Source organism: Cupriavidus sp. 05T42 (assembly GCF_056396345.1).
On record NZ_JBFTLH010000007.1, the window covers coordinates 22,382 to 47,628 of the forward strand.

Sequence of the window (25,247 nt, forward strand, 5' to 3'; positions counted from 1 at the left end):
TTCCTACTTATTGGCAGAGATCGCGGTGGGTCCGCGGTGGCTGTAATGTAGGCTTCGGCACGCACAGGAAAAAGGGTAAATCCTCGAAAKACTGTCCAGTCAGCTGGACAATAAGGGTTAACCCTAGGGAGTCGATCTGTGCTAGCCTTGCGGCTCAGATCACGCCACGGCTCACGCTGGCGATGACCATCAGCAGGATCTGCGCGATCACGAACAGGATCAGCGGCGAGATGTCGAAGCCGCCCAGGCGCGGTATCACGCGCTGGAGCGGGCGCAGCATCGGCGCGGTCAGGTGCCACAGCGCCGGCGCCATCGGCGATTGCGGGTTGACCCACGACAGGATCGCCATCAGCAACGTCACCCACATCACCATGCTGATGCCCCACTTGAGCACGTTGAGCAGGCTGAGGGCGAGGATCACCGGCAGGAAGGCCAGCGGATCCGCATCCAGCACCAGCGCACGGCAGACCAGGAACAGCACGGCGGTCAGGTAGGCCGCGATCAATGTGGCCCAGTCGATGCCGCCGAAGCCCGGAATGATGCGGCGCAGCGGCCGGACGATCCAGTCCGTGACCTGGAACACGCCCTGCGACACCGGATTGCGCGACGGCAGCCGGGTCAGTTGCATCCAGAGGCGCAGCAGCAGTGCCATGCCGAACAGCGTGAAGACGGTATCAAGCAGGAACAGGACAATTTCCGTGAACATCGGGCGGATTTCCGGGTTGGCGGTGTTAGGGTGTCGGTCTCCGCACAGATTCTGCCATACCCCGTCCGGCGCGCATGCGGAAATGCGCGCCAGCGCACCGGAGGATGCCTGCGGGCACAAGGGGTGCTTTTATAATGAGCGCCGGATTTCCCCCTCTGCAAAACTGATTCTTCAATGCCACGCAAGCCCGCCGCGCCCCAAACCGCCCTGACCAAGCAGGATTTCGAGGCGCTGTCCGATTTCCGATACCAGTTGCGGCGTTTCCTGCGGTTTTCCGAAGACGCCGCGCGCGCCGAAGGCGTGACGGTGCAGCAATACCTGCTGATGCTCCACATCCGCGGCTCGGCGGAGCGGAACTGGGCCTCGGTGGGCGAGCTGGCCGAGCGCCTGCAGGCCAAGCAGCATGGCGTGGTGGCGCTGGTGAACCGCTGCGAGGCGGCCGGGCTGGTCAGCCGCAAGGTGAATCCCGACGACCGCCGCGTGGTGCAGATCCACCTGCTGGCCAAGGGCGAGCGCTGCCTGAACCGGCTGGCGATGCTGCACCGGGCCGAACTCGAGTCCCTGCGCAATACCTTCCGCGTGGCCCGCATCACGGCGTTCAACGACGACGGCGCTGATCGGCTCTGATTCGTCCACGGGCGGCGTTACAGCCCGTTACCCATCACAATCTCCCGTGACACCTGCCGCCGAGCCCCGGCTCTAGACTCGCGCGCATCATCCACACGCGCATTGGCCGCAGGAGTCTCCACCATGTCTTTCCCGTTTCGTTCCACGGCGTTGGCCGTCATCGCCGCCGGCGCGCTGGCCGGCTGTGTCACCGCGCCGTATGGCAATGGTTATGCCGACGGGTACGGTACCGGCTATGGAGGCGGCTACGGCAGCAACTACGGCGGTGGCTACCCGCAGCAGGCGGGGTATGGCACCAGCGGCACCAGCGGCACCAGCGGCACGCAGATCAGCGGCGGGTATCCGGCGCAGTCGTATCCCCAGTCGGGCTATCCCCAGCAGCCAGCGTACCAGCAGCCGGGCTACCCGCAGCCAGCGTACCCGCAGTCGGGCTATCCGCAGTCCGGCTATCCCCAGGCGTCCTACCCCCAGCAGCCCGGTTACGACCAGTACGGCTATCCGGCGACACAGCCGGGCGATGGTGCCGACCCGTACGCGGTGCGCTACGGCTGGGTGGAATCGATCGAGATGGTGCGGGGCCAGCCTGCGGACACCAGCGGCGTCGGCGCAGTGATCGGCGGCGTGGCGGGCGGGCTGCTCGGCCATCAGGTGGGCGGCGGGCGCGGCAATACCATCGCCACGATTGGCGGCGCGGTCGCCGGCGCCGTGGCCGGCAACGCGGTGGAGAAGCAGACCAACACTGGGCCGGCGGCCTACCGGGTGCGCGTGCGCACCAACGACAGCGGCTACCTGACCCTCACGCAGGCCAGCCCGTACAACCTGCGTTCGGGCGACCGCGTGAAGATACAGAACGGCGTGGCCGTGCCTTACTGAGCGGGGCTCAGGACAGCGCGTTGGCCAGGAAGGTCAGCGCGCGACCATGGGCCAGCGCCGCCGAGCGCTGATGGAACGAGGCGCGTGCCCAGCAGTTGAAGCCGTGATCGGCCTGATCGTAGACGAAGACCTCGGTGCCGCGCTTGCCGGCCACGGCCTGGCGCACCTGTTCGACATGCTCGGGCAGGATGTGCTTGTCCAGCGCGCCATAGTGGAACTGCACCGGCAYGTTCAGCGCGGCGGCCTCGTGCAGCTGGTTCTGGATGCCGCCGCCGTAGTACGGCACGGCTGCATCGACCAGACCCCGCGCCGCCGCCAGGTACGACAGCAGCCCGCCGAAGCAGTAGCCCACTGCCGCCACCTTGCCGCCCGTGCCAATCTCGGCACGCAGCGCGGTGGCCGTGGCGCCGATGTCCGACACCGCGGCTTCCAGGTCCACGCTGGTGCGCAGCGCCATCGCCTGTTCCCAGTCCGGGCCGCTGTAGCCCAGCTCCACGCGCGGCGCCTTGCGCCAGAACACGTCCGGGGCCAGCACCACGTAGCCGTCCGCCGCGTACTGGTCCGCCACCGAGCGGATGTGCTCGTTCACACCGAAGATCTCCTGAATCAGCACGATGCCGGGATTGCCGGGCTGCTTGCCGCCCGGCGGCAGGCTCAGGTAGGCGTCAAAGCTGCCATCGGCGGTGTCGATGCGAATCCAGCGGCTGTCGGGCTTGGTCGTCATGATGCGAACTCTCCAGGGTTTGAGGCACTCCACAATAGAACCCGGAAGTGTGCCATTCCTGTTGCATTCATGCAGGCCGTGGCCGAAAACCGTGGGCAACTACGTGGGCAAAAACGCGGGCAAAAAAATATGCCGGCCCCGCGGGGACGGGGCCGGCATGGGGCCGCGCAGGGGATGGCGGCTCAGGGCTGCATATCTATATAGATAGAGGCCGGTTGGGGCGGTTCCCTACCAACGCAACTGCACGTTCTTCTCGCCAGGGCTCAGGGTGGTCCGCTTGGACGTCCCCTCGAACGTGGCCACTACCTGGTACGACGCGCGCGGGCCCTTGATCAGGCAGCGCGGGCCGGTGGACGTGAACTCCGCCACCTGCTTGCCGTTCCGCATCAGCTTCACGTTGACGTCCGAGAGGTACTCGCCCCGGCCGCCTTGTGTGAAKAGCAGGCCCATGTCGTACTCGCGGGCCGCGCTGTTCATTTCCGCCTGTTCGTCCGCCGCCACGCCACCGCATACATAGGTGAACGGGCCGGCGCTGGACGTGCTCATGTCGGCGCGGGCGCCCATCGACAAGCCCAGCGACGCCACGGCCACGCCGATGACGCAAAGCGCGCGCGCCCCTCGGCGCACGGGTTTATCGGTGTTCTGATTGGTAAGCATATTTCCTCCTGCCAGGTTGGCCGGCGGCGCGCGAGGGGGCGATCGGACGATGCGAGAGGGCAGGCTCGAAACATCGCCGGAGAGGGTCTGGCGGGGGATCATGGCTGGCATGACCCCGGGCAATCGCCGTTCGCGGCATCCGGGGATACACACCTGAAGTAGACACCGGCGCGGGCGGCCGGTCTGTCAGCGTTTGGCTGATCCTGCTGCGGGAGGATGCCGAGGGGCCGGGGGAGGCCCCTGGCGTGTGATCAGTACGCGGAGGACTGCTCGAAGCGGGTGCGCCAGTTCTCGGTATAGGCGCGCACCACGGCGGCGTCGCCCCGGATCAGCATGCCGTTCTCGGCGTTACGCTGCTCGGCGGACTTGGTGAAGTTGAACGAGCCGGTGAAGACCGCCTGGTCGTCGAACACCATGACCTTGTTGTGGGCGATGGCCGGCTTGGTATCGATCACCACGGGAATCCCCGCATTCTTGAGGAAGGTGGCGCTGGTGTAGCGCTCGGAGACCTGGCTCTTGTCCACGATCACGCGCACGTCCACGCCGCGCTGGTGCGCATCGGCCACGGCCTTGGCGATCTGCGCGTTGGTGAACGAGTACGCCTGGATCAGCAGCTTGCGGCGGGTGTTGTGGATGGCATCGATCAGCATGTCCTGGCAGCTCGGGCCGTCCGGCACGAAGCAGAGCGTATAGGTGCTGCCGGCCGCGAACGCGCTCGGGCGCGCGGCGGGCGTGAGCGCATCGGCCAGACGCTCGAGCGTGGAGGTGGTGCGGGCCTGGGCCACGGCGGCGAGGCCGGTGGCGGCAACCATCAGGCTCGCCAGGGCGAGCCGCTTGCAACGGTGAAGGGAAGTAAACATCAGGTTACAGAGTGGTGGCAGAAGTTCAGCGGCCCGCAGCGTAACAGTGGAAGCGGCCCTTCCGCAACCCGCGCGGGGGGCCCTGCGGCGTCCGTGGCCCTTGGGCTTGCCGGACATGCTGCCTATGATGGAAGGCACAACGCCAGATGCGACAGGAGACCACCATGACGAACCACACCTACAAGCTGGTCGAAATCGTCGGCTCATCCGCCGACGGCTGCGACGGTGCCATCCGCAACGCCATTGCCAAAGCCGGTGAAACCATCAAGAACATCGACTGGTTCGAAGTGATCGAAACGCGCGGCCATGTGCAGGACGGCAAGATCGCGCACTTCCAGGTCATGATCAAGGTGGGGTTCCGGGTGAACTGAGGCGCACCGCCTGGGCGCCCCGTGCGCCCGGGGCGCCTTGCACCGCATCCGCCAGCGCGCGTAGTGCGGGTTGCGGTGCCGCAACCAGCCAGGCCAGCATCTTGTCGACGAACGGCGCGTTGGCCGTCAGGGCCGCGCGCCGGACCCATGCGCGCGCGGGTATCTCGTGCCCGGCCAGCGCCAGCATGCGCGCGTGGTTGAAGCAGCCGCGGAAGTCCCCGCCCGCCGCGGCGCGACGGTAGTGGTCCGCCGCGCAGGCGAGGTTGCGCGCCACGTGCCAGCCATCTTCATAGAAGCCCCCGACGACGTTGAGCGACTTGGCATGGCCGCGTGCCGCCGCGCGCTCGAACCACGTGAAGGCGGCGGCGCGGCTGGCGGCCATGCCGCGCCCGAGCGCCAGCGACGTGGCGAAGTTGTACATCCCCCAATCGGAACCGCGCAGGGCGGCGGTGTGGAACCAGTGCGTGGCGGCGCGCGCATCGGGTGCCGTGCCCCAGCCGTTCTCGTAGCAGCGGCCGACGAGGTTGGCGGCGCCGGCGTGCCCGCACAGCGCCGCCCGCTTGAACCAGTAGTGCGCGCGGGCGGCATCGGGCGGCAGGCCCCGCCCGGCGAGGAACCACTGGCCGAGCGTCATCTGCGCATCGAGCTGGCCGCTGACGGCTGCCGCGCCGAGCCAGCGTAGCGCCGGTCCGGGCGGGCCAGCCAGCACGTCGCGCAGGGCATCGGGCGCAAGCTGGCCCAACTCCAGCGCGGAGGCCACGCGGAATGGCAGCGTATCCATCCTCCGTCTCCGGCTGTCAGTAGCGCAGCGTGAGGGTCAGCGTGGCGGCGCGGCCCGGCGCCATCGTGGCGTAGTGGTTGCGGTGCGCCTGCGCGTAGTAGGACTTGTCGGTCAGGTTCTGCAGATTGAGCTGCACGCTGGCGAACTTGCTCAGCCGGTACGCGGCCATCGCGTCGAAGCGCCAGTAGGCCGGCACCCACTTCGTATTGGCCTCGTTGCCCCAGACCTTGGACACGTAGTTGGCGCCGCCCCCGAGGATCAGGCCCGGCAGCACCTCGTAGGTGGACCAGAAGCTGAAGCTGTCAGCCGGGGTGTTCGGGAACGCGTTGCCGTCGGTGGCGCCGTTCGCCGTGCCCTTGCCGCCGTTCCGGCGCAGCGTGGCCTTCTGGTGGGTGTAGCCGCCGTACACGGCCCATCTGGCCGTGACGTTGCCGGCGAAGCCAAGTTCCACGCCATCCACGCGCCGCTCGCCGGCCATGCGCGCCGTGCCGTCCTGCTCGAGGATCCGCGTATTGTCCGTGTCGATGCGGAACACGGCGGCGGTCAGGGCCAGCTTCTCGCCCAGCACATCCCACTTGGTGCCCAACTCGAAAGCGCGGCTTTTCTCGGGCGCGAGCTGGTCGCCGCGATTGCCGGCGGCGTCGGTCGCCAGCGAATTGGATTCCGCCCCCTGGCCGAGGAACGAGCCCGCCGGCGTGGACGACGTGCCGAAGCTCGCATACACGCTGCCCCACGTCACCGGCTTGTAGACCGCGCCGAGCTGGTAGTTGACCAGCGTGTCCTGCCGCGAGAACTGGTTGCGCACGCCGCTGGCGTTGGGCGCCTGCGTCAGCGTGGTGTCATAGCGATCGAGCCGCAGGCCGGCATTGACCAGCCATTGCGGCGTGATCTCGGCTGAGTCGAACAGGTAGGCAGACAGCGTCCGGGTGCGCACATCGGTCGGCCGGTGGTTGCGCTGGATCGCGCCTGCCCACGGATCGGCCGGATTGGGATCGAACACGGTCGTGCAGTTGTAGCCGCTGGCCGCGCCGGCGCCATTGGCGCAGCGGCGGTCGCCGGTATCGACCTTGTAGGTATCCCAGTTGGCCTTCTCCTCGGAGAATTCGACGCCCGCCACGTACTTGTGGCCGATGGCGCCGGTACGGAAGGTGCCGGACAGGTCGGTCTGGTTGGCCACCGTGTCGACGGTGCCCACGCGGGTGTTGGCGCGCCGCCAGAGCAGGTTGTAGTAGGTGTTGCCGAGGTTGGAGTCCGGCTGGGTCCAGATGAAGTCMTGCTGGGTGCGCGCGAGCCGCGTCTGGTTTCGGAGCTTGAGCGCGGGGCTGAAATCGTGCTCGATACGCAGCGTGCCGGTGTCGTTCTGCTCCTTCTGGAAGTCACGGTTCAGCAGGCCGTAGTAGGTCTCGCGCGGCACGTCGAGCGGCCGGCCATCGCCGGTCGGGCGCACCCGGGGCCGCCCGTCCTTGCGGGCGGTGTGGGGCGCGTTGTTGTAGGGAATGCCGATGTCGGGCTGGTCGTCGGTCTGCAAGTGATACCAGGAGGCGGTGACGCGCGTGGCGGTGCCCAGCCCGATGGCGACGGACGGCGCCACGCCCCACCGGCTCACGCGCGCGGCGTCGCGCCCGGGGATGTCGCTGCTGTGGGACATCGCATTGAGCCGCACGGCGGCATGCTCGCCGATGCGCCAGTTGCCATCCACCGTCGCGCGCACGTACTCGGCATTGCCCACGCCGAGGGTGCCTTCGGCGAAGCGCTCCAGCCGGGGTGCTTTGCTCTGGATGTTGATCGTGCCGCCAGCGCCGCCCCGTCCGTCATAGGCGCCGGCCGGCCCCTTGTTGACCTGCACCGACTCCACGTTGAACATCTCGCGCGACTGCGCGCCGATGTCCCGGAAGCCATCGAGGAAGGTGCTGGCCTGCGCGTCATAGCCACGGATGAACGGCCGGTCGCCGATGGGATTGCCGCCTTCGCCCGCGCCGAACGTGATGCCCGGCACGGTGCGCAGCACCTCGGTCAGGCTGGTGGCGGCCGTCGTGCGGATGACCTCCTGCGGAATCACGCTGACCGAGCGCGCGGTGTCGCGCAGCGCTTCGGGGTCCTTGGGCGATCCGGTGGACGCGGCGCGGAAGCCGTCGTGGCGGTCTTCGTTGACGGTGACCGGTGGCAGCTCCACCTGCGCCAGCGCCGCCACGGGTGCGGCGGCGAGGGCCACGCCCACGGCCTGCGTCAGCCGGGGCAACGACGCCCCGGCACGGCCTTCTGATGCTTCGTCGGATTGGGACAATGTGGCCGATCCGGCCACGACGCGTGAGACCTGCATGACAACCCCCTGGTACGTGCTGATGTGTACAAATGCGAGCCATTCTCATTTGCGGGTGACGCGGGGGTCAAGGATCGAACTGCACCAAACCGCCTCAGCGGCTGGTGCGGTGACTCAATCGAACTGGTACGACCACAGCAGGTTGAAGCGCGGCGAGCGATGGCTCGCATTGGTGGGTTTGTCGCCCACCGGCTGGGCCACCGAGACGTCCATCGTGTAGTAGCGCCGGTCCGAAAAACGTAGGCCGATGGCCAGCGACTGCAGCGTCCGGTGCGAGAGCGACACGCTGTTCGAAACCACGCGCGCCATGTCCGCCACCAGGAACGGCTGGAGCGTCTTCAGGTAGGTGAAATCCACCGTGAACAGCCGGTTGAGTTCCGCCGAGGCGCCCCAGCCCTTGTCCCCGGCCACCTCGCCCGCCGGATAGCCGAGGCCGAAGAAGCGCCCGCCGAAGCTGATCTGCTCGCTCGACGCCAGCCGCTGGTCGCTGAACTGCCCGGCCGCCGAGAGCGCGATGCCGAAGCCGAACGGCAGGTCGTTGGCCTGCGAGACCAGCAGTCGGGTGCGCAGGAAGTTCAGATCATTCTGATTGTTTTCCCGATTCGCGCCGAGCGCGTCGAAGCCCTTGTAGAGGCCGAGCGTGGCGCTGCGCGTGACACCCTCCGCGCGTTGGACGTAGCCCATCTCCAGGCTCGCCACGCGCACGCTGGTGGACAGCTCCGCCTGGCGGCCCGCGCCCGGCTGCACGGCCTGGGTGTAGCGCTCGAACTGGCTGTTCGCGTACATCCCGCCGGTCAGCGTCAGCGCGTGGCGGTTATTGAGGATGAGCGGATAGCTCAGCGTGCCGCCGAGCCGCTTCGAGTCGTTCACGTAGCGCGATTCGAAGCCGATTGGCGCCAGCGCGGCGTTCTCGGGCACGCCACGGTAGTGGGAGGCGGTGAGCTTGGCGAGCATGCCCTCGGTGCCGATCGGCTGCGCGTAGCTGGCCGCGTAGTACTCCTCGTTATCGCGCCCTTTCGGGAACAGCGTGGAGACCGAGAGCTGCTCGCCCAGCGGCGTCAGGCTGTTGGTGGTGGCCGTGGCGATGGCCCGCACGCCGGGGGACATCCACTCCACGCCGGTGCCGAACGTGAACGGCTTGCGCTTGACCTCAAGCACCATCTCGCAGGCGCCGTCCGTGGTGGTGGGCGGCTGCACGGTGGCCGCCACCTGCATGCCGGGCTGCTGCGCCAGCACGTTGACGTAGTGCTCGAAGCGCTCCTGGCGCAGCGGCCGGTCCTGCTTGAGCTGCTCGGCGATCTTGCGCAGCCGCGCTTCGGCGGGACCGGGCTTGCCTCGCACCGTGACGTTGGCGACGTAGCCCTCCACCACGGTGACCAGCACATCGCCATGCTCGAAGGACTGCGCCGGCACGAAGGCGAACGAGAGCGGGTAGCCGGCTTCCTTGTATAGCTGCGTGACGGACTCGGCGGCCTGGAGCAGTTCGGCGACGGTGATCTCGCGGTTGGCCAGCGGCGCAAACTTGGCGGCGATCTGGTCGAAGGGCAGCGTCCTGGCGCCCTCGATGCGGAAGTGGCGCGGCGTCAGGCGCGAGGCCAGCAGGTTCTGCAGGGCGGCGTCGGGCCGCTCCACCTGCACCGTGACGTTGCTGTCGGCCGGCTTGCTCGGCGCTATGCGCGGCAGGGTCTGGGTCGGGTCGCCTTGTACCGGGCCCCGTTCGGCAAAAGTGAGACTGCTGTGGCAGGCGCCGGCGCTGAGCAGCAGCGCGGCAACACGGACGCGTGGTCGCATGGCAATACCCCAAGGCAAGAAAGCACAGCTTCGCGGCTATGCGTGGCGTGCCACGGCGGGCGGGGATGCCGCTATCCCCGCCGCCTTGCGGTGGCCGCTACGCTTGTGTGTGCAGTGCGATGTCGATGGGAGGCCGTCAGCGCCGCGCGCCGGCGCCCGCGCCGAGGGCGCCAGTCAGGCCGCCGACCAGCCCGCCGACGAGGCCGGTGACTGGGGCGGTGATCGGGGCAAGCGGGTTTGCCGGCTTGCTTCCGCCCGTGCCGCCGCTGGGCGTCGGCGTGGTCGGCGCAGGGGTGGTCGTCGCCGGCGCGTTGCCGCCGGTCAGCCCGGCAACCAGGCCCGTCACCGGCGCAAGCGGGCCGGACGTCCCGGAGCCGCCGCCAGCGTTACCGCCCGTCAGGCCAGACGTGATGCCGCTGACCAGTCCCGTCACCGGCGCCAGCGGGCCAGCGCCGCCGCTGGCCGGGCCGTTCACTGCGCCACCGAGGGACGCCACCGTGTTGCCCGTGCCTGTGACGATGCCGCCCACGCCGGACACCACGGGCTTCTGCGTCGATTGCAGCGAGGTGCCGGCCGTCGCCAGCGCGCCGCCCACCGTGGTCAGCAGGTTGCTGACCGGCTGGCCGAGGCCGGTGGCCGCGCCGAGCGTCTGGGTGCTGCTGGTCAGCGTGGACGTGAGCGGCACGATGGCCTTGCTCACGCCGCTGGTCAGCTGCTCGACCGGGCCGGTGGAAAGCGCGGTGCCGAGCTTGCCGCCGGTATCGGTCACGGCGCCGCCGACTTGCGAGACCACGCCGCCGAGCGGGTTGGTCAGCGCCCCGAGCGGCGCCAGCGGGCCGCTGCCGAGGCCGCTGACCGCGCCGCCGGCGTTCGTCACCGCGTTGCCGACCTGGGCGACCACGCCACCGGTGCTGGCCACCGTGGTGCCCAGCGGGTTGGTGGCGTTCGGCATATTGCCGAGCCCGGCCTGCACGCCGTTGCCCAGCGTGTTCACGGCGCTGCCGAGCGAGGTCACCACGCCGGCCAGGCCGTTCTGCGTGGCCGGCGACACCACTGGCAGGTTCGCATCCTTGATGGCCGTGCCGACGTCGGTCACGGTATCGCCCACGCCCTTCACCACGCCGCCGGCGTTGCTGACGATGGTGCTGGTGGGCGTGAGCGCCACCGTGCCGCCGCCGCCGCCGCCGTTGTCTCCACCTCCACCGCCGCCACCGCCGCCACCACCACCGCCGTTGTTGGCCGTATCCGTGCCGGTGCCGCCCGTACCACCCGTGCCGCCGAGGCCGGCGTTGTTGCTGCCCGAGCCATTCGAGCCACCTGAGCCGCTGGTGCCCATCGACGTGGAGCCGCTGCCGCTGGCGCAGCMGCCCAGCACGATGAGCGACCCGAGCAATGCCGACAGGGCGATGTGCTTCGCGAACGTTTGATTGCGCATGACCTTTTCCCTTTTGGTTTTTTCCCGACCTGCCACGAATGCGTGGCGGTACATGCCATGGCGCAAACGGTGTGCCATGGCCGGGCATGGCCGGCAACGGCCTGCGGGCATGCCATGCGAAGGGAGGGAAGGGGGCGCGGAGAGGCGCGTCAGGCAAGCGTTTGCGGGCGGCGGGCTCAAACGCCCGCATGAAGCGGGCGGGGCTGGCGCGCGGCGGCGGCGTGTGGCGTGGGCGGGAACACGTTACGTAGCACGTAACACGCCACACGGCGTTCCGGCAGCGTTCGGCAACGCACGCCGGGGCGCGACGCGATGGCCGGAGCGCCGCGCCGGGCAACGGTCTCCGGGCGGTGGCGAGGGCGTGCGGAGCGCCCGTATTGAACGTGCGCTTGATGCTGGCACACCGCTTGCGCGCATCGGCAAGCCCGAGGGATTCGAGCACACCACACCAGCACACCATAGGAGACAGATCATGAGGTCAACGATGCAACGCGAACGTTCGGTGTCGGTCATCACCATCGCCTGTGGCGCCGTGCTGGCGCTGCTGGCCGGCTGCTCGTCGGGAGGTTCCGGCAGCGGCGCCTCGCCGAACGGGAACAACAACGTCACGCCGCCGCCGGCCACGCCGACCCCGGCTGCCTCGGTGGACACCACGCCCACCGCCAAGGTGACCGAAGGCGCCGGCAATACCGTGGTGGCCACCGGCAATGCCGTGAGCCAGATCGGCCAGCAGGTCAAGGACGCGAACCTGCCGGTGGTGCCGGATGCCGCGCAGAACGCTACCGGCGACGTGGTGATGAAGGCCGGCGACACCGTGGCCACGCTCGGCGTGGGCGTGCGAGAAGGGCTGGGCAAGATCGGCAGCGTGGACAACCCGCTCGGCGTCACCGTCGGCAATACGGGCAACGTGGTCACGCAGGCCGGCAAGACCGTAGTCAGCGCGGGCGATCTGGTCCAGTCGCTCGGCACGGAACAACTCTCGCCGCTGGCGCCCGTGACCCAGCCGGTGGGAGGCGTGGTGCAGACCGTGGGCGGCACCGTCATGCAGGTGGGCGGCAAGCTTGGCGACACCTTGTCCACCGGCCCCGTGGCGCAGCTCACCGGCAGCGCGAGCAAGGCCATCGTGCCGCTGACGACCAAGCTGACCGATACCACGCAGACCGTGGGCGGGGCCACCGGCCTGGGCGTCCCGGTCGACAACCTGCTGACCAAGCTGGGTAACACCGTGGCGACTGGCGGCAGCATGCTGACCAACGCCGACAAGCCGATCGTCTCGCCGCTGGGCGGCGTGGTGACGGAGACCGGCAAGACCGTGGCCGCCGCCGGCGTGCTGCTGAACAACCGGAACGGCACGGGGGGCGGCACGGGCGGCAATCCGCTTGGCGGGCTGCTCAACAGCCTGCCGGTCGCCAATGCCAGCGGCAGCGGCGGCACCAATCCGCTGGCCCCGGTGACCGGCCTCGTCGGCACGGTAACCGGCGCGCTGACCAATGCGACCAACGGCACCGCCACCAGCGGCAATGCCGGCTCCCCGCTCAATGGCGTCACCGGCCTGCTGGGCGGCCTGACGCAACACTGACCCCCCCGAGCCTGAAGGTGGCTCGGGACTTTCCCTAGCCATCGCCCGGCTACTTTATGGTGCGCTGTCGTCCTTACCCCGCGCGGCGCATCCTTTTATTTCGTGCCGTGCAGCATCCCGCATCAGAACGTGCAGGACGCCGCACGGCACATTCGCTTTTATTGCCAGCGCGCGAACAATTCGGATCACGCTTTGCGCGGGGTTGCGTTGTTTCAAACGTCTGTCCCACTTTAAGCTAGGCCCCATTGGCATTCCCTTAGTTCCTATGGGGGGTATGGCTGGAGACATAGCATGTCTTATAAATGTTCTACCAGCGCCAAAAACAACAAAATCGCCGCTCAATGAAGCGGCGAACACAACCGGCATCCGGGCAGTGGCGCTGGCGGTCACGCGCAACACCCATCGGGATCGGAACTTCTTTTTTGTCGCTTCGGGAGTGCATCATGAAGAAGAACGTGCTGGCACGTTTCAGCCGCTACCAACGCGGCGCCACCGCCATTGAATATGGCCTCATCGTGGGCCTCATTGCCCTCGGCATCGTCACGGGGGCCACGGCCCTCGGCGACGGCCTCAGCCAGGGCTTCACCCAACTTTCCACCAAGGTCACCACGCTGTTCGGCGTGAAGAGCGGCAGCTAGCAGCCGCCGGCAATTCTCGACCCCTGTTGGCCACGCGGATCGCATCGGCGTGGATCGTCATGGCAATGCACCGGCCGCGGGCAGCACACGGACGGCCGGGCAAGCAACAGTGAGAGTGGTACCAAGTCGCGAAATGGCTGTCGGCGAACCTCCCCCGGCAACGGGGGAGGCCGCGCCTCCGGTTTGGCGCTAACAGAAGAGACCGGGTGAAGCATGTCATTACGGGCGAAGGCGACCCGACGCGGCCACATGGGGGTGGCGGCGCTCGAGTTCGCGATTGTGTTCCCGCTCCTGCTGACGCTGGTGCTGGGCATCGTGTACTACGGCATGGTGCTCGCGCTGCAGCAGGTGCTCACGCTCGCCGCCGAGGAAGGCGCGCGGGCCGCGCTGCGTTATCCGTTGACGTCGAACGGGGGCACGCTCGCCACCACCATCGACCTGCGGGTGTCCGCCGCGGCGCAGGCCGCGCGCGCCACGCTGCCCGATTCCCTCGCCACGCTGGTGCCCGCCGCCGATGTCGCGCAGGCCGTCGCCTGCTCCGCCCCGGCCGGTACCACCTGYGTGCGCGTCACGCTGAACCTGCCCACTACGTCGCTCCTGCCCAGCGTGCCGTTGGTGCCGGTGCCCGCCACGCTGACCGGTTCGGCCGTGGTGCAGATCTCCCCAGACATCTGAGAACGATCGCCGAGAAGAATTCCGAGAACCCAGCCATGTCGATGACACCCGGAGCACCCACATGAACAGCAGGCAGATACGGATGGCGGCCGTCGCGCTGCTGGTGCTGGCGGCGCTGCTGGCGCTGCTGGCCTGGCAGGTGGCGCGTCAGGCCGCGGTGCCGCAGCCGGTGCAGGGCGCCGCGCCCATGCATGCCGTGGTGGTCACCACGCGCGCGGTGGAGGCCGGCAAGCCGCTGCCCGCCGACGCGCTCAAGGTCATGCAACTGCCGATCGACCCGACCGGCGCCTACCAGGACGTAGCGCGCGTGACCGGGCAGGTGCCCGTGGTGGCGCTCGGCGCCAACGTGCCCGTGCTCGAAGGCCAGTTGCTGGCCGGGCTGGCGCGTCAGGTGCCCGAGGGCCAGCGCGCCATGGCGGTGGCGGTGGACGAGGTGATCGGCGTCGGTCATCAGGTGCAGCCGGGCGACTATGTCGATGTCTTCGTCGTCCTGCGTCGCGACAGCCAGGAAATTGCCGACAGCCAGGCGCGCATGCTGCTCTCCCGGCTGCGCGTGCTGGCCTACGGCGCCAGCGCGGTCAACGAGGCGAAGCGAGCCGAGGGCGGCGAGCAGATGATGGCCCGCCGCGAGGGCGCCAAGACGGCGGTGCTATCGGTGCCGCTGGAACAGGTCAGCAAGCTGGTCATGGCGCAGCAGGCCGGACGCCTGACGCTGGCGCTGCGCAACCCCAGGGACGAGACCATGCCAGGCGATGGCCTGCTCGCCGAGCCGCTGGCAAGGCTGGTCGGCACGGGGCCGGTGCGGCCTGCGGCGCAGGCCGTGGCACCCATTGCCCCCTCCATGCCAGCCCCCGCCGTGGCGCGGCCGGCATCGAACGACACCCGAAGCGGCGTGGAGATGATCCGCGCCGGCCGCCGAGACATCGAATAACGGACCCCACGGCATGCCCACCCCCACGCGTTACCGCGCCCTCGCACGCCCCGAGGCCTATCTATATAGAAGGATGATTCTGGCGATGGCGCTCGCGCTGGCCGCCGGCGCGGCGCTGCTGCCCGCCCGCGCCCCGGCGCAGGAGTCGCCGCCAGCCCCCCGCACGCTGCGGCTGCTGGCCGGCGCGCAGCAGGAAATCCGCCCCGGCCAGCCGCTGGAGCGCGTGGCGGTGGGCAACCCCGCCGTGGCGGACGCGCTGCTGCTCAAGCATCGCGACGGCCCGCCCAGCGTGCTCGTGGTGGCGAAGAAGCCCGGCGCCACCGACCTCAAGCTCTGGACCCGCAACGCCGCCCCGGTCAGCTACACGGTGCGGGTGGACGCMGTGGCGGCCGACGCCGATGGCGCGCAGGTCGATGTCTCGGCGGCCGGCGCCACCATCAGCGGCCAGTCGCCGGACGCCGCCGCCGCGTACCGGGCCCAGCAGGCCGCCCGCGCCGCAGTAGGTGGGACAGCAAGCGGAGCCGACGGCAAGCCGGGTGGCGTGGTCGTCGATCGCTCCACGCTGCCGGTCTCGGGCACGGTGCAGGTCGATGTGAAGGTGGTGGAGATCAGCAAGACCGTGCTCAAGGAGGTGGGCCTCAACTTCATCCGCAACAAGGGCGGCTTCACGTTCGCGCAGTTCAGCCCGTCGTCGCTGACCAAGGTCGATTTCACGTCCGGCGTGGGCACGGCCGGCGAGATGGTGTCGCCGATCAGCAGCGCGTTCAACCTGATCGCCGCGTCGGCCTCGAAGGGCATTTTCGCCAACCTGAGCCTGCTGGAGGCCAACGGCATGGTGCGCGTGCTGGCCGAGCCGAGCCTGGTGGCGCTGTCCGGGCAGAGCGCCAGCTTCCTGGCCGGCGGCGAGATCCCGATCCCGGTGCCGCAGGCGCTGGGCACTACCACCATCCAGTTCAAGCCGTTCGGCATCGGGCTGACGGTGTCGCCGACGGTGCTGTCCGGCCAGCGCATCGCGCTGAAGGTGGCGCCCGAGGCCAGCGACCTCGACCCCTCGCGCGGCATCCAGATCAACGGCGCGTCGGTGCCGGCCATCGTCACGCGCCGCGCGGACACCACCGTGGAGCTCGGCGATGGCGAGAGCTTCGTCATCGGCGGGCTGGTCAGCCGCAACACGGTCAGCAACGTCAGCAAGATTCCGTTTCTGGGCGACCTGCCGATCCTCGGCAGCTTCTTCAAGAACCTGAACTTCCATCAGGAGGACCGCGAGCTGATGATCGTCGTCACGCCGCATCTGGTGAAGCCGCTGGCCAAGGATGCGCCGGCGGTGGCGGGCGTGGGTGGCGACGACGGCCGCACCAGCAGCGACCCCAACGTCTGGGGCCGCTTCATGCTCGGCGAGTTCGCCGACCCCACGCTGCCCGGCTTCTCGAGGTAAGACCATGGACGCCCAGACCGAGGTCTTCCTGCTCAACACCGCGCGCGATGATGTGCGCCACTGGCTGGCCGGCGCGCTGGTGGGGCTCGGCACGCTGGTGGTGGAGGCCAGCTCGCAGGAGGCGGTTGCCGACCAGATCAGCGCGCTCCGGCCCGGACTGGTGTTTCTCGATTTCACGGCGCCGCACGCGGTGGCCTCGACGCGCCTGGCCGAACAGGTGACGCGCCTGTTCCCGCAGGTGCCGCTGGTGGCCGTGGGCCACGCCACCGAGCCGGACACCATGCTGGCCGCGCTGCGCGCCGGCGTGCGGGACTTTATCGACCTGCACGGCGCCACCACGCAGGCCAAGGGCGCCGTGCAGCGGCTGATGGTGCCGCGCGCCGCGCTGCGCACCGACGTTCGCGCCGTGGAGCCGGCGCGGCACGGCAAGGTGGTGGCGATGCTGGGCGCGCGTCAGGGCGTGGGCGTGACCAGCGCCGCCGTGAACCTCGCGGCGGCGGTGCGCCAGCGCGGCGCCAGCGAGGTGCTGCTGCTCGACCTCGGCCTGCCGGCGCGCGACGGCGCGCTGTACCTCAATATCGCCCCCGAATTTCATTTCGCCGAGGCGGTGCGCAACCTGCGCCGCTTCGATCAGGTGTTCGTGCGCACCGCGCTGGCGCGCCACGCCAACGGCGTGTCCGTGCTGCCGCTGCCGGGCACGCTGTCCGAGCTGCGCGATGTCTCGTACTCGGAGGCCCTGACCCTGCTGGACCGCCTGCGCGCCTTCTTCGACCTCCAGGTGGTGGACCTCGGCGGCTTCTCCAATGCCGAGTTCATGGCCCAGATCGTCAAGGCGGCCGATGCCGTGGTGATCGTCACCGAGCAGAGCGTGGGCGCCATCGTCTCCGCCGTGGAGCTGGTGCAGGAGCTGCGCAAGCGTGAGATCGAGCGGGACGACCTGCACCTGCTGGTGTCCCGCTTCGACCCGCAACTGGGCGTGGACGCCGCGCAGGTGGCCGAACGGGTGGGTGTGGCATCGGTCGGCACCCTGCCGGAACGGCGCGGCGCGCTGCTGCGCGCGGCCAACCGGGGCGCGGTGCTGGCGGACGACGACGCGGCAGACCCCTACGTGCGCGCGCTGGGCACGCTGATGGCGCGGCTGGGCTACGCCGCCGCGCCGGGCGAGGCACGCAGCATCCTGGCGCGGATGAAGGACAGGCTGCCGGAGGCGCTGCGCGCCGTCCGCACCGGCACCTGATCAGGAAGCTGGAATCAAGCTGGAACTGACATGACCCAAGCGATCGAATTTTCGGACAACGCCGCCGCACCGTTTCCTGTCTCGCAGGAGTTCCACACGATCAAGGAAGCGGCGCACGAACACCTGCTCACGCGCATCGAGGAACTCGGCGCCGAGTTCGGCCGATGGTCGCGCACGGCGATTCATCGGTTCGTGGACCTGGAGCTGGAGAGCTTCACCCGGCTGCGCCGCATCCCGATCAACGAGGCCGAGCTGCGCCAGATGGCCGAGGCGCTGACCAAGGAGCTGGCCGGCTTCGGCCCCATCGAGGACCTGCTCAACGACCCGGCCGTGGAAGACATCCTCGTGAATGGGCACCTGGACGTCTACGTGTCGCGCCACGGCGTGCTGGAGCGGATTCCGGTGCGTTTTGCCGATGGCGGACACCTGCTGCGCATCGTGCGCCGCATCCTGGCGCCGATTGGCCGGCGGCTGGACGAGTCCAATCCGATGGTGGATGCGCGCCTGCCGGACGGCGGGCGCATCAACGTGATCATCCCGCCGCTGGCGCTGGAAGGCCCGGTGGTGTCCATCCGCAAGTTCCGCAAGGACCCGCTGACGCCGGCCGACCTGCAGGCGCTGGGCACCATGAGCCCGGAGATCAGCGAGCTGCTGGACGCCGCCGTGCGCGCCCGCTGCAACATCCTGGTCAGCGGCGGCACCAGTTCGGGCAAGACCTCGCTGCTCAACGCGCTGGCCACCTTCGTGCCGGCCACGGAGCGTGTGATCACCATCGAGGACACCGCCGAGCTGGCGCTCAACCACCCGCACGTGGTGCGGCTGGAGAGCCGGCCCGGCGGCTTCGAGGGGACCGGCACGGTCACCATCCGCGACCTGCTGCGCAACAGCCTGCGCATGCGGCCAGACCGCATCATCGTGGGCGAAGTGCGCGGCGGCGAGGTGCTGGAGATGCTCCAGGCCATGAGCACCGGGCACGATGGCTCGATGGGCACGATCCACGCCAGCAGCCCGCGCGAATGCCTGTACCGGCTGGAAATGCTGGCCGGCTTCGCCGGCTTCCAGGGCAGCGAGGTGAGCCTGCGCCGGCAGATCGCCAACGCCATCGACTTCATCGTGCAGATCGGGCGGCTGTCGAGCGGCAAGCGCCGCATCCTGTCGATTACCGAGGTGACCGGCCTGGGCGACAACATCATCTCCACGCAGGAACTCTACCGGCACGAGCCGGTGCAGAACGCGGACGGCACCGAGGGCGACCGCTGGCAGTCGCTCGGCATCCTGCCGCACTCGCCCAAGCTCGCGCGCATGCGGCCCGCGAACTTCGGGCTCGATGACCGGTTCGACCTCTGACATGKCGGTCGCCGGCCTGCTCATCGCCTCCATCGCCCTGGTGCTGCTCGGCACCGGGCTGCTGCTGCTCGCCACGGCCCGCGCGCGCGGGCAGGCGGAGCACGCGCGCGCCCATCTCACCGCCCAGACCGAGCAGGTGCGGGCGCGCTACGCCACCGCCGCCGACCCGGCCCCGCAAGCCGGCGCGCGCGACCTKCGCCGCCGCGGGACCGACCTGTTGCGCCGCGCCGACCTCGCGCCGACGCGCGCCACGGCGCTGCGCTGGGGCACCCCGGTGGCCACGCTGGTGCTGTTCGGCGGCCTGATCGGCGGCGCGCTGGGCGCGGGCGCCATGTTGGTGACTGGCGTGGCGCTGGCGGCTTTCCTGCTCTGGGTGCGCATCCGGCGCGTGCGCGAGAAGATGCTGCGCCAGTTGCCGGGCTTTCTCGATGGCGTGGTGCGGCTGATGACCATCGGCAGCAGCGTGCCGGCCGCCTTCCAGAACTCCGTGGCGAACACCGAGGCGCCGCTGCGCCAGTGCCTGGTGCAGGCCATCCACCTCCAGCGCGCCGGCAAGGAACTCGATCAGGCGGTGCTGATGGTGGGCCGCGCCTATGACCTGTCCGAACTGGTGATCGTGTCGTCGGTGCTGCGCCTGTCCGTGCGCTACGGCGGCCGGGCCGATGTGGTGATGGAGCGCACCGCCACCTTCATGCGCGACCGCGAGGAAGCGCAGCGCGAGCTGATGGCGCTATCGGCGGAGACCCGCCTGTCGGCGTGGGTGCTGGGCCTGCTGCCACTGGTGGTGGCCGGCGGCCTGTTCGTGATGAACGCCGGCTACATCCTGCTGATGTGGCGCGACCCGATGGGCAAGGCGATGCTGCTGACCGCGCTGGGGCTGGAGGTGGTCGGCGCCCTCCTGCTGTACCGGCTGGCCAAGTCGATATGAGGGCGCGCGCATGGGCATGACGATCGACATGACGACCCTGCTCTCGATGAGCCTGCTGGCCGCCGCCGGGGCGGCGGGGCTGCTCGCGTGGCCGCTGGTGCGGCAATGGCGCCAGCGCCGCGCCACCACGCGCACGCTGGACGCCGCGCTGGACCGGCAGGCGGCACGCGCAGCGGCCACGCCAACTTCGCCACCAGCCGCCGCGCCCGCGACAGCGCCTGCCGCATCGCCCGATCCCGCTACGCCGGGCGCACGCTTCGGCGAGATCTGGCTCAGCTCGAAGCTGGGCCGCGCCGTGATCACCGCCGAGGAACAGCGGCTGCTGGAGCAGTGCGGCTACTACGGCGTGCGTCCGCGCGCAGTGTTTGGCGGGCTGCGCGTGGCGGTGCCCGTTGCGCTGGCGCTGGCGGTCTTCGCCTGGCGGCTGCCGGTGTCGCTGGCGGGGGCCATCGGCTGGGGCTTCGTCACCTTCGCGGTGGGCTTCCTGCTGCCCAAGCTGGCCCTGCGCCGCCGCGCGAAGCAGCGGCTGGCGCGGGTGGCCGATGAACTGCCGGTGCTGATCGACATGCTGCGGCTCCTGCAGGGCGTGGGGCTGTCCATCGACCAGAGCCTCCAGATCATCGTGGTCGAGTTCGGCAGCATGCTGCACGTGCTCGGCCCCGAGTTGCAGCGCGCGAACCAGCAGTTCGCCTCGGGCCGCTCGCGCGAGCAGACGCTGCAGCGCATCGGCAAGCTGTTCGACGATGAAGACCTCAAGGGCCTGATCACGCTGCTGACGCAGGTGGACCGCCACGGCGGGGCGGTGCAGGAGCCGCTGCGCCAGTTCGGCGAGCGGCTGCAGACCGCGCGCAAGGCGCGCATGAAGGACAAGATCGGCCGGCTCACGGTGAAGATGACCGGTGTGATGGTGGTCAGCCTGCTGCCGGTGCTGCTGATCCTGACCGCCGGCCCGGGCTTCCTGGGCGTGATTCGCATGCTGGCGCGCATGAACGGAGGGCACTGAATGACGAAACCGATGATCGCCATGGTCGTGACACTGCTGCTGGCGGGCTGCGCGAGCCAGAGCCAGCAGAGCGCCGAGGCGCTGGCGCAGCAGGCGGAGGCGCAGATCGCGCTGGCCAAGCTGCGCGACAAGGAGGCCCGCGCCGAGTACAACGACCAGGCCGTCTACCTCGGCCTGATCGCCCGGATGCAGCAGGAGGGGCTGTACTTCGCCTCGCTGGCGCATATCGACGCGTTCCAGCAGCGTTTCGGCACCCAGCCGGGCGTGCAGTTGATGCGMGCCGCCGCGCTGCGCGAGACCGGCCAGGACGACGCGGCGCTGGCCGCCTACCGCGAGCTGCTGAGCACCGACCGCGCCGCCGCCGCGCATCACGGCATCGGACTGGTGCTGGGACGGCAGGGCGATTTCGTACGCGCCGCCGTTTCGCTGCGGCAGGCTGCCACGCTCGATCCGGTGAACCCGCAGGTGGCCAACGACCTCGGCTACGCGCTGATGCGCGGCGGCGCGCTGCAGGACGCGCGCATTCCGGTGATGCAGGCGCTGCAGCTGGACGGCAGCAACCCCCGCATCGTCAGCAATGCGGCGGTATGGCTGTGGGCGAGCGGCAAGCGCGCCGAGGCCAACGCGATGATGCAGCGGGCCGCCATGCCCGAGACCACGCGGACCGCCATCCGCAAGGAAGGCGACCGAGTCGCCCGCGCGGCGCTGGCCCGCGAGCGCACGCCCGCCACCAAGCCGCTGGCGCTGCTGGCCCCGGCCAACGCCATCGCCATCGCTGCTTCAGGAGCCGCACAATGACCATCCGCCGATTTTCCAGTGTCGTGGCGCTGCTGGCGCTGCTGATCGCCGCGCCGGTATCGGCCCAGCCCGCCGACCCCCAGCCAACGACCGCCCAACTCCCGGTCGGCCAGCAGACGCGCACGCTGTTGGAGATCCAGCGCAACGGCTCGCAGGCCGGCGCGGCGATCCCGCTCGGCGGCGAGCAGGCCGCCATCGGCTATGAGCGATATATGCGCAGCTTCCGCTACGAGCTGCCGGAGTTTTTCACCAGCCAGGCCACCGGCAGCCCACTGCGCGGCGGCGCCGGCAGCGGTACGCCCGCCGTGCCCAACGGGCAGTAAGGCCACGGCCATGCGTCCGCTCCGAGCCCATCGCCACGCGCGCGGCGCCGTCAGCCTGATGGCGGCGCTGCTGATCGCCACGGTCGGCGTAGCCGCGCTGGTGTCGATCGACGTCGGCCATGTGTTCTACAGCCAGCGCCAGTTGCAGAAGATGGTCGATCTGGCCGCGCTCTCGGGCGCGCAGCAACTCAAGCGGGCCGCCGACCTGCCCACCACCACGGCCAGCGTGCTCGGCAGCGTGACGGCGGCGGCGGCGCAGAACGGCTATGCGTCGGGCGTGAGCGCCAATTGCGCCGATGTGGCCGGCGGCGGCGCCGATGGCCTGCGCGCTTGCCTGGGCCTGTGGGACCCGGCCAACCCGGCCAACGGCGACAGCGTGCGCCACTTCAACGCCGCCTATCCGGCCGCCACCGTCTCGCCCAACGCGGTGCGCGTGCAGGCCACCTACACGGTGCCGGTGCTGTTCGTGCTGCCTGGCACGGCATCCCGGCAGTTGCGCGCGGAGGCCATCGCGGCCGGCAGCCCGCCCGTGGCGTCGTTCACGCTCGGCAGCGGCGTGCTCGACGTCTCCACGGCCAGCGGCATGCTCGGCCTGCTGCTCGGCAACACGGTGACCCTGTCCGTGCTGGACTGGAGAGGGCTGGTCGGCGCCAATGTCACGCTGGAGCAGCTTCGCCTGCAAGCCGGCGTGGGCACCATCGACCAGCTGCTCAACGCCACGCTGTCGATCCAGCAGTTCTACGCGCTGGTGCTCGGCGCGGCGGGCAAGAGCGCGCTGCTGAACGCGGCGCTTGGCAGCCCGGTGACGCAGCTGGGGGTGAGCAGCATCGGCACCACGGTGACGCTGGCGAAGATGCTCGATCTGGGCGTGCTCACGCCGGCGGCCTCGTCGGCGGCGGAGGTGGCCGTGAACGTGGCCTCGCTGCTGACCACGGCGGCCTACGTGGCGCGCGGGACCAGTGCGATCGACCTGGACAAGATCTCGGTCAACGTCAGCCTCGGCTCGGTGGGCGGCAAGCTCTATATCGTGCAGCCGCCGCAGGTGGCGGTGGGGCCGGCGCGGCAGTTGCCCGGCGGCACGTGGCAGACCACGGCCACCACGGCGCAACTGGGGCTGTGGCTGGCGGTGAAGGCCAATCTGCCCGTGCTGGGGCTGGCCAGCGCAGACGTCAACCTGCCGGTCTGGGTGCGCGTGGGGCAGGCGCGGGGCGACCTGACCAACGTCCAGTGCGCGGCCAACCCGGCGCAGCGGCGCGCCACGGTCAACGTGATCCCGGACGTGCTGACCACCTGCGTGGCCGATGGGGCGAAGCCGCAGTGCGCGCCGGCGGCGACGGTGGTGGAGCTGGCCTCGGTGAAGGTGCTTGCCGGCGTGCTGTCGACCAGGGTCGTCGCCAATCCCAAGCCGGATGTCACGCCGATGAACCCGCTCAACGACGTGGTGCTGGCGCCGGGCGGCAGCGCCACCACGTCATCGACCAAGCCGTTGTCCCGCGCCATCACGGACATGGTCCGCAACCTCAACCCCGATGTGACGGTGGGCCTTGGCGTGCTGGGCATCCCGCTGAACGTCGGGGCCTTGCTCGATGCCCTGCTGCCTCCCATCGCGGGCCTGCTGGACGCCCTGCTTATCCCGCTGACGTCCACGCTCGGCATCCGGCTCGGCAATGCCGACCTGTGGCTGAACGGGGTCGATTGCAACAACGCCGAACTGGTCTACTGAAGGTCTACTGAAGCGAACCATCATGAAAGCCGACCGCTGGGCCTACGAGACCCTGGAAGTCTATGTCTGGGAAGGCAAATACGAGATTGCCGACCGCGTGGCGCGCTTCCTGACGCCGCTGGGCGTGGAGGTGATCCGCGCCGGCGCGCTGGACGCGCTGCCCGCCGAGCCGCGCGTGAAGCCGTGCATCGCTGTCATCAGCGCCTCGGCCATCGGCGCGGCCAAGTTCACGCTCGACTGGGAGGCCGCGCACGGCATGCCGGTGATCTGGGTGGGCGCGCCGGACCGGGAAGTCGACCCCGGCCGCTTTCCGCCCGAGTACGCGCACATCCTGCCGCACGACTTCACCGGCGCCGACCTGCGCACGCAGATCGGCAAGCTGATGCCGCAACTGCTGGCCGCCGCCGCTACCGGCCCGGACGTGGCCGACCTCGTCGCCGGCTCGCCGGCCATGCTGCAGCTGATGTCGCACGTCGACACCTACGCGGACTTCGGCAGCAACGTGATGCTGTACGGCGAGACTGGCGCCGGCAAGGAGCGCATCGCGCGGCTGTTCCACGAGCGCAATACCCGCTACGGCAAGGGGCCGTTCGTCGCCGTGAACTGCGGGGCGATTCCGGACGGGCTGTTCGAGTCCCAGTTCTTCGGCCACGCCAAGGGCGCGTTCACGGGGGCGATGTTCGCCCACCGGGGCTACTTCGAGCAGGCCACCGGCGGCACGCTGTTCCTCGATGAAATCGGCGATTTGCCGCTGTTCCAGCAGGTCAAGCTGCTGCGGGTGCTGGAGGAAAACGCGCTGACGCGGCTGGGATCGACCATGCCGGTGAAGCTGGACTTCCGGCTCGTGGCGGCCACCAACAAGGACCTGCGCGAGGCGGTGAGCCAGGGCCGCTTCCGCGCCGACCTCTATTTCCGGCTGGCCGTGATCGAGCTGCGCATCCCCAGCCTGGAGGACCGTGGCGCGGCGGACAAGGTGGGCCTGCTGGTGTCCTTCCTGCGCCATATGCTCGGCCCGGCCGGCTTCGACGCCCTGCCGCCGCTGCCGGACTGGCTGCGCGGCGCCGTAGGCACGGCGTTCTTCATCGGCAATGTGCGGGAGCTGCGCAACCTGGCCGAGCGGATCGGCATCACCGTGCAGCAGTGCGGCCATTGGGACGAGGAACGCATCCGCCCGCTGTTCCGCGCGCTGCGCCCGGGTGCCTTCGACGGCACCGAGCGCGCCGACCCGCGTGGCGACGCCGAGGAGCGCCGCCGCATCATCGCGGCGCTGGACGCCAACGGCTGGCGCCGGCAGGACACCGCCGCCTGCCTCGGCATCAGCCGCAAGGTGCTGTGGGAGAAGATGCGCAAGTACCAGATCGCCGACAGCGAAGCGGAGCCGGCCTGAGGCAGCGACCACACAGGGGAGGGGATACAGGGGGATGCGGCGCCGGGGGCCGCAACGTTATGATGCGGGACCGCGCGGCCCGGCCGTGCTTCTCGCGC

24 protein-coding genes are annotated in these 25,247 nt (G+C 69.8%); 16 read left to right on the forward strand and 8 right to left on the reverse strand.

Annotated elements, in window-relative coordinates; translation table 11 throughout:
* Positions 1-154: 154 nt before the first annotated feature.
* Entirely contained in the window at positions 155-706 is a 552-nt protein-coding gene (locus AC1EJR_RS11325; RefSeq protein ID WP_092296062.1) for a YggT family protein, read from the reverse strand.
* A 174-nt stretch (positions 707-880) separates the two neighbouring features.
* Here AC1EJR_RS11325 and AC1EJR_RS11330 point away from each other — a divergent pair, with 174 nt between their 5' ends.
* Both AC1EJR_RS11330 and AC1EJR_RS11335 read left to right on the forward strand, forming a co-directional pair.
* Positions 881-1,333 carry a MarR family winged helix-turn-helix transcriptional regulator gene (locus AC1EJR_RS11330; RefSeq protein ID WP_441592674.1) on the forward strand — a complete coding sequence of 151 codons (453 nt, stop codon included), beginning with the start codon at positions 881-883 and terminating at the stop codon, positions 1,331-1,333.
* Positions 1,334-1,456: 123 nt separating this feature from the next.
* Positions 1,457-2,206, forward strand: coding sequence for a glycine zipper 2TM domain-containing protein (locus AC1EJR_RS11335; protein WP_092296057.1), 750 nt, complete (start codon positions 1,457-1,459; stop codon positions 2,204-2,206).
* Between the two features lie 7 nt (positions 2,207-2,213).
* Here AC1EJR_RS11335 and AC1EJR_RS11340 read toward each other — a convergent pair whose 3' ends face one another.
* From AC1EJR_RS11340 to AC1EJR_RS11350, 3 genes are all read right to left on the reverse strand, one after another.
* The gene (locus AC1EJR_RS11340) at positions 2,214-2,930 is read right to left on the reverse strand and encodes a dienelactone hydrolase family protein (protein WP_477147076.1); all 717 of its coding nucleotides are present in this window, start codon (positions 2,928-2,930) and stop codon (positions 2,214-2,216) included.
* A 228-nt stretch (positions 2,931-3,158) separates the two neighbouring features.
* Positions 3,159-3,587, reverse strand: coding sequence for a hypothetical protein (locus AC1EJR_RS11345; RefSeq protein ID WP_092296051.1), 429 nt, complete (start codon positions 3,585-3,587; stop codon positions 3,159-3,161).
* A 251-nt stretch (positions 3,588-3,838) separates the two neighbouring features.
* On the reverse strand, positions 3,839-4,447 hold the full coding sequence (locus AC1EJR_RS11350; RefSeq protein WP_092296049.1) for a phospholipase D family nuclease: 609 nt from the start codon (positions 4,445-4,447) through the stop codon (positions 3,839-3,841).
* 164 nt (positions 4,448-4,611) lie between these two features.
* Between AC1EJR_RS11350 and AC1EJR_RS11355 the strand changes: the two genes are divergently transcribed.
* Entirely contained in the window at positions 4,612-4,818 is a 207-nt protein-coding gene (locus AC1EJR_RS11355) for a dodecin (RefSeq protein WP_092296046.1), read from the forward strand.
* Here AC1EJR_RS11355 and AC1EJR_RS11360 read toward each other — a convergent pair.
* The 4 genes from AC1EJR_RS11360 to AC1EJR_RS11375 form a co-directional block, all read right to left on the reverse strand.
* The gene (locus tag AC1EJR_RS11360) at positions 4,793-5,599 is read right to left on the reverse strand and encodes a tetratricopeptide repeat protein (protein ID WP_092296043.1); all 807 of its coding nucleotides are present in this window, start codon (positions 5,597-5,599) and stop codon (positions 4,793-4,795) included. The genes AC1EJR_RS11355 and AC1EJR_RS11360 overlap by 26 nt on opposite strands.
* A gap of 16 nt (positions 5,600-5,615) precedes the next feature.
* A complete protein-coding gene (locus tag AC1EJR_RS11365; protein WP_477147077.1) occupies positions 5,616-7,919 on the reverse strand; it encodes a TonB-dependent receptor in 2,304 nt (767 codons plus the stop codon).
* A gap of 114 nt (positions 7,920-8,033) precedes the next feature.
* Positions 8,034-9,710, reverse strand: coding sequence for a ShlB/FhaC/HecB family hemolysin secretion/activation protein (locus AC1EJR_RS11370; protein ID WP_477109971.1), 1,677 nt, complete (start codon positions 9,708-9,710; stop codon positions 8,034-8,036).
* A 136-nt stretch (positions 9,711-9,846) separates the two neighbouring features.
* Complete coding sequence (locus AC1EJR_RS11375) at positions 9,847-11,145, reverse strand: collagen-like triple helix repeat-containing protein (protein WP_477147078.1); 1,299 nt, start codon at positions 11,143-11,145, stop codon at positions 9,847-9,849.
* Between the two features lie 484 nt (positions 11,146-11,629).
* On the opposite strand from AC1EJR_RS11375, the gene AC1EJR_RS11380 reads away from it, so the two are divergent.
* From AC1EJR_RS11380 to AC1EJR_RS11440, 13 genes are all read left to right on the forward strand, one after another.
* A complete protein-coding gene (locus AC1EJR_RS11380; RefSeq protein ID WP_477109972.1) occupies positions 11,630-12,724 on the forward strand; it encodes a collagen-like triple helix repeat-containing protein in 1,095 nt (364 codons plus the stop codon).
* 443 nt (positions 12,725-13,167) lie between these two features.
* Complete coding sequence (locus tag AC1EJR_RS11385; RefSeq protein WP_092296028.1) at positions 13,168-13,362, forward strand: Flp family type IVb pilin; 195 nt, start codon at positions 13,168-13,170, stop codon at positions 13,360-13,362.
* Between the two features lie 213 nt (positions 13,363-13,575).
* Positions 13,576-14,037, forward strand: a complete 462-nt coding sequence (locus AC1EJR_RS11390; RefSeq protein ID WP_092296026.1) for a TadE/TadG family type IV pilus assembly protein — start codon at positions 13,576-13,578, stop codon at positions 14,035-14,037.
* A 61-nt stretch (positions 14,038-14,098) separates the two neighbouring features.
* Positions 14,099-14,968 carry a Flp pilus assembly protein CpaB gene (cpaB, locus tag AC1EJR_RS11395; protein ID WP_092296023.1) on the forward strand — a complete coding sequence of 290 codons (870 nt, stop codon included), beginning with the start codon at positions 14,099-14,101 and terminating at the stop codon, positions 14,966-14,968.
* Positions 14,969-15,041: 73 nt separating this feature from the next.
* Complete coding sequence (locus AC1EJR_RS11400) at positions 15,042-16,403, forward strand: type II and III secretion system protein family protein (protein ID WP_369823445.1); 1,362 nt, start codon at positions 15,042-15,044, stop codon at positions 16,401-16,403.
* Between the two features lie 4 nt (positions 16,404-16,407).
* Positions 16,408-17,640, forward strand: a complete 1,233-nt coding sequence (locus tag AC1EJR_RS11405) for a MinD/ParA family protein (RefSeq protein WP_092296017.1) — start codon at positions 16,408-16,410, stop codon at positions 17,638-17,640.
* Between the two features lie 30 nt (positions 17,641-17,670).
* Positions 17,671-18,987, forward strand: a complete 1,317-nt coding sequence (locus tag AC1EJR_RS11410) for a TadA family conjugal transfer-associated ATPase (protein WP_092296014.1) — start codon at positions 17,671-17,673, stop codon at positions 18,985-18,987.
* A 1-nt stretch (position 18,988) separates the two neighbouring features.
* Positions 18,989-19,915, forward strand: a complete 927-nt coding sequence (locus AC1EJR_RS11415) for a type II secretion system F family protein (RefSeq protein WP_477147079.1) — start codon at positions 18,989-18,991, stop codon at positions 19,913-19,915.
* A gap of 10 nt (positions 19,916-19,925) precedes the next feature.
* A complete protein-coding gene (locus AC1EJR_RS11420; protein WP_477109973.1) occupies positions 19,926-20,918 on the forward strand; it encodes a type II secretion system F family protein in 993 nt (330 codons plus the stop codon).
* A complete protein-coding gene (locus tag AC1EJR_RS11425) occupies positions 20,919-21,716 on the forward strand; it encodes a tetratricopeptide repeat protein (RefSeq protein WP_255370857.1) in 798 nt (265 codons plus the stop codon).
* A complete protein-coding gene (locus AC1EJR_RS11430) occupies positions 21,713-22,039 on the forward strand; it encodes a DUF3613 domain-containing protein (protein ID WP_092296009.1) in 327 nt (108 codons plus the stop codon). Before AC1EJR_RS11425 ends, AC1EJR_RS11430 begins: the two co-directional genes overlap by 4 nt.
* A gap of 10 nt (positions 22,040-22,049) precedes the next feature.
* Positions 22,050-23,762 (forward strand): TadG family pilus assembly protein, encoded by a 1,713-nt coding sequence (locus AC1EJR_RS11435; protein WP_477113169.1) that lies wholly within the window; start codon positions 22,050-22,052, stop codon positions 23,760-23,762.
* Between the two features lie 22 nt (positions 23,763-23,784).
* Complete coding sequence (locus AC1EJR_RS11440) at positions 23,785-25,149, forward strand: sigma 54-interacting transcriptional regulator (protein WP_092296006.1); 1,365 nt, start codon at positions 23,785-23,787, stop codon at positions 25,147-25,149.
* The last annotated feature ends 98 nt before the right edge of the window (positions 25,150-25,247 follow it).

Bases quoted from the DNA above. Each gene is read 5' to 3' on its own strand.
- AC1EJR_RS11350 (WP_092296049.1), bottom strand. From the start codon at position 4,447: ATGTTTACTTCCCTTCACCGTTGCAAGCGGCTCGCCCTGGCGAGCCTG.
- AC1EJR_RS11335 (WP_092296057.1), top strand. From the start codon at position 1,457: ATGTCTTTCCCGTTTCGTTCCACGGCGTTGGCCGTCATCGCCGCCGGC.
- AC1EJR_RS11325 (WP_092296062.1), bottom strand. From the start codon at position 706: ATGTTCACGGAAATTGTCCTGTTCCTGCTTGATACCGTCTTCACGCTG.
- AC1EJR_RS11410 (WP_092296014.1), top strand. From the start codon at position 17,671: ATGACCCAAGCGATCGAATTTTCGGACAACGCCGCCGCACCGTTTCCT.
- cpaB (WP_092296023.1), top strand. From the start codon at position 14,099: ATGAACAGCAGGCAGATACGGATGGCGGCCGTCGCGCTGCTGGTGCTG.
- AC1EJR_RS11430 (WP_092296009.1), top strand. From the start codon at position 21,713: ATGACCATCCGCCGATTTTCCAGTGTCGTGGCGCTGCTGGCGCTGCTG.
- AC1EJR_RS11370 (WP_477109971.1), bottom strand. From the start codon at position 9,710: ATGCGACCACGCGTCCGTGTTGCCGCGCTGCTGCTCAGCGCCGGCGCC.
- AC1EJR_RS11435 (WP_477113169.1), top strand. From the start codon at position 22,050: ATGCGTCCGCTCCGAGCCCATCGCCACGCGCGCGGCGCCGTCAGCCTG.
- AC1EJR_RS11360 (WP_092296043.1), bottom strand. From the start codon at position 5,599: ATGGATACGCTGCCATTCCGCGTGGCCTCCGCGCTGGAGTTGGGCCAG.
- AC1EJR_RS11420 (WP_477109973.1), top strand. From the start codon at position 19,926: ATGGGCATGACGATCGACATGACGACCCTGCTCTCGATGAGCCTGCTG.
- AC1EJR_RS11355 (WP_092296046.1), top strand. From the start codon at position 4,612: ATGACGAACCACACCTACAAGCTGGTCGAAATCGTCGGCTCATCCGCC.
- AC1EJR_RS11380 (WP_477109972.1), top strand. From the start codon at position 11,630: ATGCAACGCGAACGTTCGGTGTCGGTCATCACCATCGCCTGTGGCGCC.
- AC1EJR_RS11440 (WP_092296006.1), top strand. From the start codon at position 23,785: ATGAAAGCCGACCGCTGGGCCTACGAGACCCTGGAAGTCTATGTCTGG.
- AC1EJR_RS11385 (WP_092296028.1), top strand. From the start codon at position 13,168: ATGAAGAAGAACGTGCTGGCACGTTTCAGCCGCTACCAACGCGGCGCC.
- AC1EJR_RS11330 (WP_441592674.1), top strand. From the start codon at position 881: ATGCCACGCAAGCCCGCCGCGCCCCAAACCGCCCTGACCAAGCAGGAT.
- AC1EJR_RS11405 (WP_092296017.1), top strand. From the start codon at position 16,408: ATGGACGCCCAGACCGAGGTCTTCCTGCTCAACACCGCGCGCGATGAT.